At 50.3% G+C, this 14508-nt stretch carries 15 protein-coding genes; 5 read left to right on the top strand and 10 right to left on the bottom strand.

What is annotated here, in order from left to right; translation table 11 throughout:
• Window positions 1-98: 98 nt before the first annotated feature.
• A complete protein-coding gene (gene ispB, locus AJE_RS11590) occupies window positions 99-1070 on the bottom strand; it encodes an octaprenyl diphosphate synthase (RefSeq protein WP_008951010.1) in 972 nt (323 codons plus the stop codon).
• A 217-nt stretch (window positions 1071-1287) separates the two neighbouring features.
• Here ispB and rplU point away from each other — a divergent pair, with 217 nt between their 5' ends.
• The 4 genes from rplU to folA all read left to right on the top strand — a co-directional run bounded on the left by rplU (window position 1288) and on the right by folA (window position 3651).
• Complete coding sequence (gene rplU, locus AJE_RS11595; RefSeq protein ID WP_008951011.1) at window positions 1288-1596, top strand: 50S ribosomal protein L21; 309 nt, start codon at window positions 1288-1290, stop codon at window positions 1594-1596.
• 15 nt (window positions 1597-1611) lie between these two features.
• On the top strand, window positions 1612-1869 hold the full coding sequence (gene rpmA, locus AJE_RS11600) for a 50S ribosomal protein L27 (RefSeq protein ID WP_008609266.1): 258 nt from the start codon (window positions 1612-1614) through the stop codon (window positions 1867-1869).
• 127 nt (window positions 1870-1996) lie between these two features.
• Window positions 1997-3154 (top strand): Obg family GTPase CgtA, encoded by a 1158-nt coding sequence (gene cgtA, locus AJE_RS11605; RefSeq protein WP_008609265.1) that lies wholly within the window; start codon window positions 1997-1999, stop codon window positions 3152-3154.
• 8 nt (window positions 3155-3162) lie between these two features.
• Entirely contained in the window at window positions 3163-3651 is a 489-nt protein-coding gene (folA, locus tag AJE_RS11610) for a type 3 dihydrofolate reductase (RefSeq protein WP_169313978.1), read from the top strand.
• A gap of 115 nt (window positions 3652-3766) precedes the next feature.
• Here the strand turns inward: folA and AJE_RS11615 are convergent, their stop codons facing one another.
• From AJE_RS11615 to AJE_RS11645, 7 genes are all read right to left on the bottom strand, one after another.
• On the bottom strand, window positions 3767-5776 hold the full coding sequence (locus AJE_RS11615) for a methyl-accepting chemotaxis protein (protein ID WP_008951013.1): 2010 nt from the start codon (window positions 5774-5776) through the stop codon (window positions 3767-3769).
• Window positions 5777-5861: 85 nt separating this feature from the next.
• Complete coding sequence (locus tag AJE_RS11620) at window positions 5862-6668, bottom strand: symmetrical bis(5'-nucleosyl)-tetraphosphatase (protein WP_008609262.1); 807 nt, start codon at window positions 6666-6668, stop codon at window positions 5862-5864.
• Window positions 6668-7045, bottom strand: coding sequence for a Co2+/Mg2+ efflux protein ApaG (gene apaG, locus AJE_RS11625; protein ID WP_008951014.1), 378 nt, complete (start codon window positions 7043-7045; stop codon window positions 6668-6670). Before apaG ends, AJE_RS11620 begins: the two co-directional genes overlap by 1 nt.
• Window positions 7035-7853, bottom strand: a complete 819-nt coding sequence (gene rsmA / locus AJE_RS11630) for a 16S rRNA (adenine(1518)-N(6)/adenine(1519)-N(6))-dimethyltransferase RsmA (protein WP_008951015.1) — start codon at window positions 7851-7853, stop codon at window positions 7035-7037. The genes apaG and rsmA overlap by 11 nt, the downstream gene beginning before the upstream one ends.
• Window positions 7846-8844, bottom strand: a complete 999-nt coding sequence (pdxA, locus tag AJE_RS11635) for a 4-hydroxythreonine-4-phosphate dehydrogenase PdxA (protein WP_202799383.1) — start codon at window positions 8842-8844, stop codon at window positions 7846-7848. Before pdxA ends, rsmA begins: the two co-directional genes overlap by 8 nt.
• Window positions 8841-10130 (bottom strand): peptidylprolyl isomerase SurA, encoded by a 1290-nt coding sequence (gene surA / locus AJE_RS11640; protein ID WP_008951017.1) that lies wholly within the window; start codon window positions 10128-10130, stop codon window positions 8841-8843. The genes pdxA and surA overlap by 4 nt, the downstream gene beginning before the upstream one ends.
• 11 nt (window positions 10131-10141) lie before the next feature.
• Entirely contained in the window at window positions 10142-12406 is a 2265-nt protein-coding gene (locus AJE_RS11645) for an LPS-assembly protein LptD (RefSeq protein ID WP_008951018.1), read from the bottom strand.
• Window positions 12407-12568: 162 nt separating this feature from the next.
• Here AJE_RS11645 and djlA point away from each other — a divergent pair, with 162 nt between their 5' ends.
• Complete coding sequence (gene djlA / locus AJE_RS11650) at window positions 12569-13363, top strand: co-chaperone DjlA (protein ID WP_050858395.1); 795 nt, start codon at window positions 12569-12571, stop codon at window positions 13361-13363.
• Here the strand turns inward: djlA and AJE_RS18565 are convergent.
• Together AJE_RS18565 and AJE_RS11660 are read right to left on the bottom strand one after the other, a co-directional pair.
• Window positions 13350-13808: a DUF3530 family protein gene (locus AJE_RS18565; RefSeq protein WP_157999936.1), complete on the bottom strand. Its 459-nt coding sequence runs from the start codon at window positions 13806-13808 to the stop codon at window positions 13350-13352. The genes djlA and AJE_RS18565 overlap by 14 nt on opposite strands.
• A 370-nt stretch (window positions 13809-14178) precedes the next feature.
• A complete protein-coding gene (locus AJE_RS11660) occupies window positions 14179-14451 on the bottom strand; it encodes a hypothetical protein (protein ID WP_008951021.1) in 273 nt (90 codons plus the stop codon).
• Window positions 14452-14508 lie beyond the last annotated feature (57 nt).

Below are 14508 nucleotides of genomic sequence, written 5' to 3' on the forward strand. Positions count from 1 at the left end.
AAAAAACCGGGGGTTGTCATTAATCTGAAAGGCGCCGTTGGCGCCTTTATGTTTTTGCGGATTCGGTTTGTACTATCACCCTCAAGTGACAGCACCCTTTAGTGACTGCGTGATACAGCGATATCGGCCAATGCTAACAGCGCCTGCTTATAGGGGCTATCCGGCAGTGGTTGCAACGCTAATTGCGCGGCTTTCGCTTCTTGTACTGCTTTGTCACGGGTGTAGTCAAAGGCGCCGGTTTGCTCTAAGGCTGTCATAATTTCGCTAAAGTGCTGCATACCATTGCCCTCGGTAATGGCCTCGCGAATTAATTGTTGCTGCCTTTCGTTACCCATTTTCAACGCATGTAGCAGCGGTAGGGTGGGTTTGCCTTCAGCCAGATCATCACCGATATTTTTGCCCAGCTCTGCAGCATCAGCCTGGTAGTCCAGCACATCATCAATTAGCTGAAAGGCGGTACCCAGATGCATACCGTAGGCCTGCATCGCTTGCTCGATCGCAGCGGGTTGGTCGGAAATGACGGCGGCTAACTGGGTTGCCGCTTCAAATAATTTGGCCGTTTTGCAGTAAATGACCTGCATATAGCTTTGCTCGGTAGTATCCGGATCATTGACATTCATCAGCTGCAGCACTTCGCCTTCAGCGATAATGTTAGTGGCATCGGCCAGTACCTGCATTACCCGCATACTGTTTAATGACACCATCATCTGAAACGAGCGGCTATACAGGAAATCACCAACTAATACACTGGCCTGATTGCCGAACAGCGCGTTAGCAGTTTCTTTACCACGGCGCATGGTTGACTCATCCACCACGTCATCGTGCAGCAGGGTCGAGGTGTGAATAAACTCGACGATAGCCGCAACACTAATATGTTGCTGCCCCTGATAACCCAGCGCCCGGGCAGCTAATACCGCCAGTAAAGGGCGTAACCTTTTACCGCCGCTATTGACGATATAGATACCAAGTTGGTTAATCAGCGCCACGTCGGAGCTGAGTTGAGAGAAGATCTGCTGGTTTACTGCCGTCATATCGGCGGCCGCGAGGCGTTGAATTTCGTCGAGCGTCATTTGCCAACAACTGCGTTAAGTCTCTGAATGGCGGCAATTCTACACTAATAGCAGGCTTGGCTAAAATGAAATCTGGATCCTTTTCTGCGTCAGCAGATCTTTTTCATAATTGTGCTTGCGGCTGTGGGGGAAATTGCGTACAATTCGCGCCCTGTGAATTGAATTAACACGCCCCTTTATTTTAACAAGCGATGGCGTGCTTTGTACGGAGTTAACTATGTACGCGGTTTTCCAAAGTGGTGGCAAACAGCACCGTGTGACGGAAGGTCAGACTCTTCGTCTGGAGAAGTTAGACCTGGAAACAGGCGCAACAATCGAATTTACCCCGTTGATGATCGCTAACGGCGAAGTTATCAACATCGGTGCCCCTTTAGTTGAAGGTGGTAAAGTAGTAGCGGAAGTGGTCAGCCATGGCCGTGGCGATAAGATCAAGATCGTCAAGTTCCGTCGTCGTAAGCATTCACGCAAGCAGATGGGCCACCGTCAGTGGTTCACTGAAGTGAAAATCACCAGCATCAGCGCGTAACAGGAGTATCGACACATGGCAAGTAAGAAAGGTGTAGGTAGCACTCGTAACGGTCGCGATTCAGAAGCTAAACGCTTAGGTGTTAAGCGTTTCGGTGGTGAGTCTGTATTAGCAGGTAACATCATTGTGCGTCAGCGTGGTACTAAGTTCCATGCCGGCAGCAACGTTGGTATCGGTAAAGACCACACTTTATTCGCCTTAACCGACGGTAAAGTGAAATTCGAAGTGAAAGGCGAACACAACCGTAAGTTCGTTAGCATCGTCAGCGAATAAGCTGCAGATCTTCGAAAGAACCCCGCCTGGTGCGGGGTTTTTTTATAAATTTTCCGCACCCCCCGACATAGGTTATACTTGGCTGCATAAGTCAGGTTCCTAAGCACAGTTAAGCAGGACAGCACCGATGAAGTTTGTAGATGAAGCGATAATTCGCGTCGAGGCCGGCGACGGCGGCAACGGCATTATCAGTTTTTTACGGGAAAAGTTTATCTCCAAAGGCGGGCCAAATGGCGGTGACGGTGGGGATGGCGGCGACGTCTATCTGCAAGCGGATGAGAACCTGAATACGCTGGTCGATTATCAGTTTGAAAAATATCACAGCGCTGAACGCGGTGAGAATGGTGGCAGCGTCAACTGTACCGGTAAGCGCGGTGCCGATCTGGTATTAAAAGTGCCGGTGGGTACCCGGGCGGTGGATGTTGATACCGATGAAGTGATTGGCGATCTGACTACCAATGGCCAGAAGTTAATGGTCGCCAAAGGCGGCTGGCATGGTTTAGGTAATGCCCGTTTTGCCAGCAGTACCAACCGTACACCACGTAAGAAAACCAATGGTACGCCGGGCGAGATCCGTAATTTACGTCTTGAGCTGCTACTGTTGGCCGATGTCGGTCTGTTAGGTCTGCCTAATGCCGGTAAATCGACGTTGATCCGCGCGGTATCTGCTGCCAAGCCGAAAGTAGCCGATTATCCTTTTACCACCCTGGTACCAAATCTGGGTGTGGTCCGCGTTGAGTCGCACCGCTCCTTTGTGATTGCCGATATCCCGGGTCTGATTGAAGGCGCCGCTGAAGGTGCTGGTCTGGGTATTCAGTTCCTGAAACACCTGGAGCGCTGCCGTCTATTATTGCATGTGATTGATGTACTGCCTGCTGACGGTTCCGATCCGGCAGAAAATGCGCAAACCATCATTCAGGAGCTGCACAAGTACAGTGCCAAGCTTGCTGCCAAGCCACGCTGGCTGGTATTTAACAAGCTGGATCTGGTACTTGAAGACGAACTGGAAGAGATTGTGCAGCAGGTGACGACAGCACTGGACTGGCAGGGACCGGTATTTAAGATATCTGCTGCCTCGCGCGAAAATACCCAGCAGCTATCACGCGAGATCCTGAACTATATCGAGCAGCTACCGGAAGAAAAAGCCAGCGAGCAAGCGGCTGATCCGGTAACCTTTAAGTGGGATGACTACCATGAGGAAGTCAACTCGCTGGAAGATGATCTGGATGACGATGATGATTTCGACGACGACGATTACGACGTTGAAGTGATTTACCAGCGCTAGGTCAGACGATGCGGATTTCGATGATAGCCGCGATGGCGCAGCAGCGGGTGATTGGTTTAAATAACCAAATGCCCTGGCATTTACCCGCTGATTTACAACACTTTAAAAAAGTCACGCTCGGTAAGCCGGTGGTAATGGGGCGTAAGACCTTTGAGTCGATTGGCCGGCCCTTACCAGGACGGCGTAATATCGTTATCAGCCGGCAAACGCCACCTGCCGATAGCCCGGTCGAGTGGGTCAGTAGCATCGAGCAGGCGTTAGCCTTATTGGCGGAACAGCCGGAAGTGATGATTATTGGCGGTGCCGAGATTTACCGGCAGTGTCTGCCGCTGGCCCAGCGCTTATACCTGACTGAAATCGCGCTTGAAACCGCCGGAGACGCCTTTTTCCCAGATTACCGTGCTGCGGGCAACTGGCAGGAGATCGCGCGCGAGGAACATCCACAGAGCGCAGAGAATCCGCTGGGTTATCGTTTTATTACCCTGGAACGGCAGTAGGCATTACAGCGTAGTGACTGAGCTACGTTTAAGGCAACAAGCAAGCCGTCAAATAGCAAAACAGCAAATTAAAAAAGGCCAGCATCACGCTGGCCTTTTTGGCGTCTGAGTCAGGTTACACTTTAAACTGATCGACTGAACGGCGTAGCTCTTCCGCCAGCTTCGCCACTTCATGGCTGGAGGCTGAGGTTTGTTCGGCACCTGAAGCAGTTTGTTCGGCGATTGCCACAATAGACTCCAGCAAACCGCTGATCTCAGCTGATACCTGATGCTGCTCTTTGGCGGCACTGGAAATCTGTTCGCTCATGTCGTGAGCCAGATGTACAGCATGGGTAATCGAATCCAGTGCTGAGGTGGCGACTTCCGTCTTGGCAACACAATCCTCGGCTTGTTTCTTACCTTTGTTCATCGCTTCTACCGCAGCATGAGCACCGCTTTGCAGCGCCTGGATCATCGCCTGAATTTCCTGGGTCGAAGCCTGTGTCTTGCTGGCCAGTGAGCGTACTTCATCGGCCACAACGGCAAAGCCGCGGCCTTGTTCACCGGCCCGGGCGGCCTCAATGGCGGCGTTTAATGCCAGCAGGTTGGTTTGCTCAGCAATGCCGCGGATCACATCGAGGATGCTACCAATAGAGGCGCTGTCTTTATGCAGCTTGTTGATCACCTGCGATGCTTGTTCCACTTCGCGCGACAGCTGAGTAATGATAGCTTTGTTTTCCAAAGAAATACCTTTCACCCGTTCAGCTTCTTTATCGGCATTCTTGATCTCTTTCAGCGCATCATGCGAGCTTTGTAATACACCTTGCGACGTACTACTCATCTCAGTCGTAGCTGTTGCGGCCTGAGTGACCTGAGATTTTTGCTCGCGAATTGCCTGTGTCGTTTGCATCGTAATAGCTGAGGTTTCTTCTGAGGCCGCGGCCAGCTGGGTTGAACGCGAGATAATACCCTGAATTAGTTGCTGCAGACTCTGGTTAACCTTATTGATATTGCGAGCCAGATCACCAAACTCATCCTGGCTGCGATCGTCCAGCTTCTGTGTCAGGTCACCTGAGGCAACTACACTTAGCATGGCGTTGACTTTTTCCAGCGGCTTAACAATCGCAAACACGGTACGGTAGGCAATAAAGACCGCGATCAGCACAGAAAACAGCATGACGATAAAGATAGCGGTGACGGCATTGCTAACACTGCTACGGCTTTGCTCCTGAATTTCTGCCGCTACCCGGGTGCTTTGGTTCAATAAAGCATTCAGACGGGTGATCGCCATGCTGGTTTGTTCGTCCGCTTGTTGCAGCAGCTGTGACGCTCGGGTTTTGCCCTGCAAAAACTGCATTTTCAGGGCGGGTATGCCTTGGCTGGCATCTAATAACTGGACTACGTCTTGTAGTTTATCGGCCAGCTCTTGTGGCATGGCAACCTGTGACGCCTCGCTCAGCATAACTTGCAGCTGGGTTTCTAAGTCCTGTAACCGGAATGCAATATCATTATTGATAGTACTGGCGGTATTGTCATTGCTGGTGCGGTTCAAATCCACTACCACGCTGATCAGACTATTAATCCCGGTCTCCATTTGTGTCGCAGCCTGATAAGCACGTGGAAAGCGGTTGCGCACATTGCTTAAGTCAGTAAAATCGAGCAGTAAGGACGCCATATCATCAGCATGCCCTTCCAGCTCGGCCATTTTGCTGTCGATGCTGCTTTGTAACTGAAGGTTTTGTGCCAGTTGATCAAATAACTGATTCGAAAGTGGGATAAAGGCGTCAAAGGCTGCCGCAACAGGTTGTGTCGCTTCCCGCAGGCGTTGTTGTTGCTGTACTGCTTTGTTAAGCTCTGCGGCAGCGGTCGAATAAGCGCGTTGTTCAGCAGCAAATTGCTCGCGCAGGCTGCTAATCTGTTCGTTGGTCGGTGCATTAAAGGCTTGCAGACTGATTTTACTCATCAGCACAAACTCGCTCTTCATTAACGCACTGTTTTCTAAAGCCGGGATTGAAACATTGTTTACTTCGGCGGTAGAGGAACTAATGCTGCTCAGTTGCGAGTAGGCGGTAAAGCCAATAATCAGCAACAGCAAGGTTATCACACTGAAACCGCCAACTACCCTTAGTTTTACGGTCAACTTCATAACAACTCCAGTTTGATCGAATTATGTGGTCGGACTGTACTGTCTTATGCAGCAAAGACGGGGCCGAGTGGCCAAGCCTAACCTATTATTGTTGTTCTGCTCTGACACTATAACGTTGTCTGCTTTCAACGCAATAGGCGGTCAGTAGATTTCCCCATACACAACCTGTGTCCAGCGCCTGAATATCGGCTATCGGACTTTGACCGTTGAGCGCGGCCCAGTGGCCGAATAATAACTCAGGATGAGGTTTATTGCGCCAGAATTCGTACCAGGGTACCAAATCCGGTTGATTTTCTGGCGCAGCCTTGCTGGATAGCTCTAGTGCGCCGTCGGGATGGCAAAAGCGCATCCGGGTGCAGGCGTTAATGGTATAGCGCCAGCGTTGCTCTTCAGTTTGGGCATCTGCCCAGCGTGCCGGTAAGTTACCGTACATGGCTGCGAGTAGTGGCACGGGATCTTGCTGTAACTGCCGGGAAACGTCGGCGCAGGCGCTAATTGCCGTCGGTAGGTCCCAGTCCGGGGCCAGGCCGGCATGTAACATCCAATAGGTATCCTCTGGCCCGCGTTGTAATAAGGGTTGTTGACATAGCCAACGCACCAGTTCTGCTAAGTCCGGCGCTGCCAGCAGCGCCTCCAGCTTATCGGCGGCTTTAATTTTGCCATAGCCATAATAGTGGGCAATAAAGTTCAGGTCATGGTTACCCAGTACGACCCGGGCGCCACTGCCCAGTTGCTTAACAAAGCGCAGGCAGGCTAAGGAATCAGGACCGCGGGCGATCAGGTCACCACAGAACCATAAGCTGTCCTGCGCCGGTTGATAATTCAGCGCTGCCAGCAGGCGCTGCAGCGGTTCAAAGCAACCTTGTAAATCGCCGATAACGTAGGTAGCCATCAGTTCAGCGCGTGCGGCATGGCCAGTCGGAACAGCGGGATAGGGGTTTGAAAGGGGTGTTTGGCAGCATCAATCACTTCGTAGTAACCCTGCATAGTGCCGACAGGGGTTTCTAATACTGCACCACTGGTATAGCTGTAGGTTTCACCCGGTTGCAGCTCCGGCTGTACCCCGATCACCCCGTCACCGGCGACCTCAGTTTGTTTACCGTTGCCATCGGTGATCAGCCAGTAGCGTCGCAGCAGCTGCACTGGCAGGCTGCTGTGATTGGTAATATTGACACAGTAAGCAAACACATAACGTTGTTCGGCGGGATCAGACTGAGCGCCAAGATAAAAACTGTCTACCGAAACCTTGACCTGATGTTCAGCTTGCATCCGTCTTTTCCTGTGTCGCCAGCCACTGCGCAACGCGGATAAAGTCAGTAACTGGAAGTTGCTCGGGTCTTAACCCCGGGTTGATGCCCAGGGCTTCAATTTGTTCAGCAGTGGCGAAATTACTGAAGCCATTGCGCAGTGTTTTACGGCGCTGATTAAAGGCTTCCAGACAAACCCGGTTTAGGATGGCCGGGTCAACGGCGGCCCGCTCAGCTTTGGGGAAAGGGATCAGGCGTACCACTGCAGAATCGACTTTCGGCGCCGGCTTAAAGGCGCCTGGCCCCACCTGCACGACCGGCAGTGCCTTGCAATAGTACTGTGTCATCACACTGAGGCGACCATAGTCCTTACCCCCATGGCTGGCCGTCATCCGATCTACCACTTCCTTTTGTAGCATAAAGTGCATGTTTTCAATTTCATCCGCGAATTCAAACAGATGAAACAGTAAAGGAGTTGAAATATTGTATGGCAGGTTACCAAAGACTTTGAGTTTTTGTCCGGGCTGAATTAACTGGCGAAAATCAAACTTCATGGCATCAGCCTGAAAGATTTGCAGTTTGTCAGCAAGGGTAGGGTGTTGGCGCAGACGCTCAGCCAGATCGCGATCCAGCTCTACCACTGTAAGTTTTCCTGCCGCCTCAGCAACCGGTTCCGTCAGCGCACCCAGACCTGGCCCAATTTCGACCAGCAGATCTGTGCTTTTCGGTGCTATCGCTTTGACGATTCTGCCAATGACCTGAGGGTCATGTAAAAAGTTTTGGCCAAAGCGTTTGCGGGCGCGGTGGCCCTGATGAATATTGTCAGTCATGATTATCCAGGGTGCGTTGTGCCAGTTGGATGGCTTCTCTGACAGCATGAAACAAGCTGCCAGGATCGGCTTTGCCGCTGCCAGCCAGATCCAGGGCGGTACCATGATCGACAGAGGTCCGGATCAGGGGTAAGCCCAGGCTGATATTTACTGAGCGGCCAAAGCCTTTGTATTTCAGAACCGGTAACCCCTGATCGTGATACATGGCCAACACGGCATCGGCATCGTTCAGATATTTGGGTTGAAACAGGGTATCGGCGGGTAGCGGGCCGAACAGTTGCATCCCGGTCGAGCGCAGCTCATTTAATGCCGGGATAATCACATCAATTTCTTCGCGGCCCAGATGACCACCTTCACCGGCGTGTGGATTTAAGCCGCACACATAAATTTTCGGTTCAGGGATGCCAAATTTCTGCTGCAGATCCTGATGCAAAATGGTCAGCACTTTTAATAAACGTTCACGGGTAATGGCTTTGGCAACATAGGCCAGTGGAATATGGGTGGTAGCCAGTGCCACTCTTAAACCTTCAGTGGCCAGCATCATCACCACATAAGGGGTGTTGGATTGCTGGGCAAAGAACTCGGTATGGCCGCTAAAAGCAATACCCGCTTGATTGATAATACCTTTGTGCACTGGTCCGGTGACGATGGCAGCGACCTCTCCCGCGATCACCATTGCGCCGGCTGCTGTTAAGGTCTCGACAACATAGTTGCCATTGGCAGCATTGAGCTCGCCAGGAACGACGGCAGCGGCCAGCGGAAAATCCCGAACTGTCAGCGTGCCTGCTGCCTGTGGTTTCGCAGCTACAGCCGCATCAAAGGGTAAAAACTGTACCTGCAAACCCAGTTGCTGTGCGCGGTCGCGCAGCAGCTGCAGGTTAGCGCAAACAACCAACTCAACCGGCCAGGCCTGTTGTGCCAACGCCAGTACCAGATCTGGACCTATACCGGCGGGTTCACCGGGGGTTATTGCCAGGCGCAAGGTCATCAGTTGTCAGCCAGAACTTCAATATAGGCTTCATCACGCAGTTCGCGCAGGAAGCTGGTGGACTCCTCGTTGAAACGGCGGTTGAAGATCATCCGGTATACCTGCTCTCTCTTACGATCGGCAGTGGCATCCACAGTACGACGATCCAACAGTTGCGCAATATGCCAACCGTGTTCGGTACGGAAGGGTTCACTGATTTCATTTAATTGCAACCGGTTCAGGGTATCGCGGAACGCGGGTACGTAAACATCAGGTTCACTCCAACCGAGTTCGCCACCGTTTAGTTTCGAGCCTGGGTCTTCAGAATGTTGTTTCGCCATCTCGGCAAAGTCTGCTTCACCAGCCTGCACCTTTTGTAAAATATCGAGCAGCAGGTTACGGGCTCGTTCTTCACTGACAATAATCGAAGGCTTCACCAGGATATGCCGGGCTTTAACTTCCAGTAGTTCAGTTACGTTTTCACCGCGGATATCAAAAATCGTCAGGATATGAAAACCCGCGCCGGAGCGCAGCGGACCAACCAAATCACCTCTTTTACGACCACGGATCGCTTCAGAAAATAGGGTTGGCATTTCATTGACGCCCATCCAATCTAACTCGCCGCCTTCAAGAGCGTTAGCGGCACTGGATGAGGCAATGGCAATCCGGCGGAAATCACTACCGTCACGTAATAATTTAACAATTTGCTCGGCACGCTCGCGTGCTTCATTGGTTTGCTCGGTCGTTGCCTGGCTCGGGATGGCAATCAGGATATGGCCCAGTTTGTACTGTTCATTAATGGCACCCTGTTCTTCCATCAGTTTCAGCAGGTTATCGACTTCTTGCGGGCTGATATAGATCCGGCGTTGTACGTTAGCCCGCAGTACCTCGTTGGTAATAATTTCTTCGCGTACCTTTTCCCGGAAGCGTTCATAGTTACCTTCCTCTGCCGTTACACGTTGGCGAAATTGCTCCAAAGTCATATTTTCGTCTTGGGCGATATTGCGAATAGTGTCGTCCAACTGGGCGTCAGAAATCTGCAACCCCATGCGCTGTGCCATTTGCAGTTGCAAACTGTTCATAATCAGACGTTCAGTAGCTTGAGTACGTAATGCCTGATCTGAGGGCAAGGTTTGACCTTGTGCTCGTGCATTGCGTTTTACTCGCTCAACAATCTCATCAATGTCGGTTTTTAAAATTACGCCATTATCGACAATAGCTGCTACCCGGTCGACTTCCCGTTCGGCAGCACAGAGCGCCAAACTGGCAGCACCAAGCATAAAAGCACAGATAAGTTGTTGTAACTTCATAAATTCCTACATTAATTTGTTAGTAAATACGGCCGACGGTAGTTGAAGATACCATTCGACAACATATCGGAAACACCAAAACCTGCTTTGTCACCAAAACCTTTTAACACAAACTGCAAGCTAAAACCTGTATCAAGCCGGCTTAGCTGATTCAAATTACTGATGTTAGCTTCCAGGTTAGCTCGGAGTTGACGTTTTGCCACCAAGCGCACTGCCCAGCAGCATGACTCATACTGGATGCCAAAATTGGCGTCTATCATACGATGATTTGTCACGTCCCGGTAGTAACTCGCAATCAGTTGCCAGTTTTGCTGCAGCGGAACCGCGCCAAATAATCCAAGTTGTTGGATTTCCACCCCTGAGACTGCACGGCTATAGCGATGGTTCAATTGAAATAAGGTATTCTCGCTGCCTCGGTAATCGAGGCTGGCATTACTCTTAATTAACTTTTTGCTGTCTATATCGTACTGTAGGGCGCTGCTCACGTACCAACGCCGATACCAATGCCAAATCATTTCTGACGCCAGCATTGATTCGGTTGATACTAAGTCTTGCGTTAATGGGTCATTAGTCAGTTCTGGTTCTTTCAGGAAAAAGATTTGACCCAAACTGAAACGAAATAATTCGTTGTCAATGTTGTCATAGAAGCGCGTCGTCCAGCCCAAAGTGAGCTGATTCGCCTCATTTATGCGGTCCAAACCAGAAAAGCGATTCTGCCGGAACAGACCGTAATAGTCGTCCTGTAAGCGCGTGGTATCGTATAGTCCAATTAAGCTCTGGTCACGATATGGGATATATAAATATTGAACCTGAGGTTCAAAAGTCTGTAATGCTGGCTCGCCAAACCAATCATATTCGCGCTCAAAGTTAACCCTGGCATGCAGCCGGACTTTGGGGATGGTACGACTAATTTCCTGCTGCTCAGCGTTAAGTTGCTGCTCGCTCTGTTGCTGGTAATAAGTGTAAAGGAGACTGGTCTCTGCTGTAAGTTCAAAGGCTGGCGTAATTAAGGGTAGCCGTATCGTCGGCTCCACATGGATACGATCTGCTGCAGTAAAGAAAGCATCCGCATTTCTAAAGTGGGCGTATTGCCCACGCCACAACGCCTGAATATTTTCTGTCAGATGCAGTGGTCTGGCTGAACTTAGGCTGAGTTGCGGAAGAGCTTGATAAGCAGTGTTGTAATTACCAAGAATTTCAAACCCTTGCACTTTTAAATGAGAGTGAACGCGTTCACCAAAATAGCTGAGACTGGCTTCACGATATAACTGGGTATCACTCTGATTATTATAATCAGAACCCAATTCGGTGAGATAAGTGTCGTCACTCACATCGGTAAAATCAATGTAACCACGCCAGCGGCTGGTAAAGTCTGAGCGATGGCTAAGGTGTCCCAGATAGCGCTGGCCGAAGTCAGCAGCCTTGTCATTATCCCGGTGCAAGTATTCCAGCTGGAGCTGACCTTGGTGCTGCGGCGTTAAATAACGAAACTCTGATTTTAGCTGAGTCCCTCTTTTACTCATATAACGCGGACTCAGCGTTAAATCGTAGTTCTCGGCCAGATTGAAGTAATACGGTAGCTCCAGGTCTAAACCAACCCGCTGTGAGCTGCCAACCTTAGGAAGTAGTACACCGCTTTTTCGCTGATCATCAACTGGAAATGTCAGATAGGGTAAGTAAAACACGGGTATATCTTTAATTTTAAACACCGCGTGGCGGGCTTCACCCCATCCTGAGTCTGATTGAATACTAATTTCTTCAGCGAACAGACCCCAACTATTATCCTGTTGCGGGCAGGTCGTAAACAGCGCTTGTTCCAGGCTAAGTTGCTCTGCCGAAGCAGTTAGCGCTCTCGCCTCACCACGGCCGGCCTGACTAATAAACTGATAACGGGCATCGCCAAGTCGTGCAGAGTTATTGGCCAGATCCGCAGCAAATACCCGACCACTGACATAAAGGTCACTATTGTAGTATTCAATGCCGCCTTCTGCTACTAACTGTTGTTGTGCAGCGCGATAGCGGGCCCGTGGCGCCTGCAGCAAGGTATCACGCTGTAAGATTTGGACTGAGCCAGAGAAGTCTGCTTGTTGGTTTTCTATTAACTGAACTTGTTCGGAGAAAATCTGAATTCGGCCATCTTGTGGATCTGCCTGACGTAATACCTCTGGTATCGTCATTGGAAGGTAGCAAGTTGCAACAGAATTAGGGTCAGCTTTTGCCGGTAGCGGATGCAGTGCTAGCCAGATGAGTCCTGCTAAACTTAAACCGTGCTTCATGCTCTTATCTCGTCTATACCATTGTGTTACGCCGCTAAGCGCGGGTTGGCTATGATAAATCAATTTTAGAATTCCTGCTAATCCGATATAGTGCCGCTTAATGTTGTTACTGTTATAAAAGGCCGTCACCGGCGTTATGGGCCTATATTCGGAGAAGTGCAGGTGTGGGGTAAAGTGCTTGGTGCCTTATTCGGGTTAGCTTTGTTGAAGGTTCCCGGTTTGTTTTTAGGTGTATTGCTCGGGCACCTTGTCGATCAGTGGTTTGCTCGTCGGGCGATAGTATGGTCAGATTTTTCTGCATCTCAGGGTTCAGAGGATGAACAAGCTCTCTTTATGTACAGTAGTTTCGCGATTATGGGACACCTGGCAAAAGCAACAGGCGTAGTGACTAAGGCCCATATTGAGCAAGCTAACCACTTTATGCAACAGCTGAGGTTGACCGGCCGGCAACAAAAAGAGGCTCAGGACGCGTTCCGTGACGGTAAGGCCGTTAACTTCCCATTTCGCGCTCAAATTGCCGAGTTCTATCAATGCTATCGGAAAAGGCCTGACGTACTGCAATTGTTTTTAGAAATTCAGCTTAGCACCGTTTGTACCGGCGGCCGCATTACGCCAGAGCAGCAGGATTTGCTCTGGCAAATGGCAGATATTCTGCGTATCTCCCGCAGTACCTTAGAACAATTATTGCAAGCCTATCAGGCAAGGCAAGGCAACGACAGATCAGCCGCAAGCAATAGTCAGACACTGGCTGCAGCCTATCAGGTACTGGGATGCAAAGCGGATGTTTCCGATTACGAATTAAAACGGTCTTATCGGAAGCTGATGGCGCAACATCATCCTGATAAATTGATTTCGCAAGGTGTGCCTGAAGCGATGCTTGATGTCGCAAAGAAACGCTCGCAGGATATTCAGGCTGCGTACGAAACGATAAAGCAGCAGCGCGCTAAAAACCGCTAGTTTGCAGCCAGCCGAGCAAGGTCTTTACTTGAGTGGTCAACAGCGCTGGATGCTGATCTACACCCAACAGCGGGTACTGACGATAAAGTGGGTTGGTCATTCGAGCCTGAACCTGACGTTGTAATGCTGTGGCCTGAGTTGCCGGATGAAAGCTGGGGCTAACAATATCTAACACCGGAAGATTATGATTAATCAGCTGTTGCTGTATCAAATTATTATATGCTGGCTCGGGCCAATAGGCTCCGATACTGACCAGAGCGCTGATATTTGCAATGGCTCGCTCGGATAATAATCCTTGTAACAACCCCGCAGTGTTGCCCTCGGCGATTAGAATAATAGGCCCTTGCGCTATCAATGACTGCAGCGGCTGCCAGCGCGAGAGTAATTGCTGCTGAAAGTCGGCGAAGCTCCCGCTTTGTTGGTGATAGTCGGGAGCCGGCAGCATAATTAGTGTCCAGCCCTGGTCTGGCAGCTGGTGGTGCAAATTAAAAAATAGTTCGGGAGCGACGGGTAAATTCGCCGCGGGCATCAAAACGACAGTACCTTTCCGGGGGGCACTGGCCTCCCGCATTAAAACGCTAAATGGAAGCGTCGCGGTTTGAATTGACTGCAGCTGTGCTTCAGGATACTGCCGATATAAATCTTGCCAGTTGGCCGCCAAATGGGGAAGAGGCCAGCAACAGATGGCGACGGCCAAGACTTGTAATAGCAACTTTGCCATAAGCACCGGCTAATTGAGAGTGATAACAGCTTATCGGTCGTTGCTGCTAAAGCTTTAATCAACTGATACTTGACCAGGCTCTGTGACATGAAATTTAATTATTTGCACTTAGCAGGTGCTCAGCAAAGGTAAAAAGCACTTTGTTGTCATGGCTAAACTTAACGTAGTTACCGTGATTTTCTAATAATCTGACCAAGACAGAAGGTTGCATAATAAAGCAGTATTTCGTGGCTTTAAACTCAACCAAAGCTTTAGCCATTTCACGTAGATGATCATTTGCAGCCAGGCGTTTTGTTTCGTCTTCATCATTACATACGTGAGCAGCCTGCTCTAACTGAATCAAAGCGTCAGCAGTGGTTTCTGCCATAACATGAGAGCAAAACAGACCGAGACCGATCAGAGCCCCCAATCTTAAAAAGCACGA

This window comes from Alishewanella jeotgali KCTC 22429, from assembly GCF_000245735.1.
In the GTDB taxonomy this organism is placed as follows: domain Bacteria; phylum Pseudomonadota; class Gammaproteobacteria; order Enterobacterales; family Alteromonadaceae; genus Alishewanella; species Alishewanella jeotgali.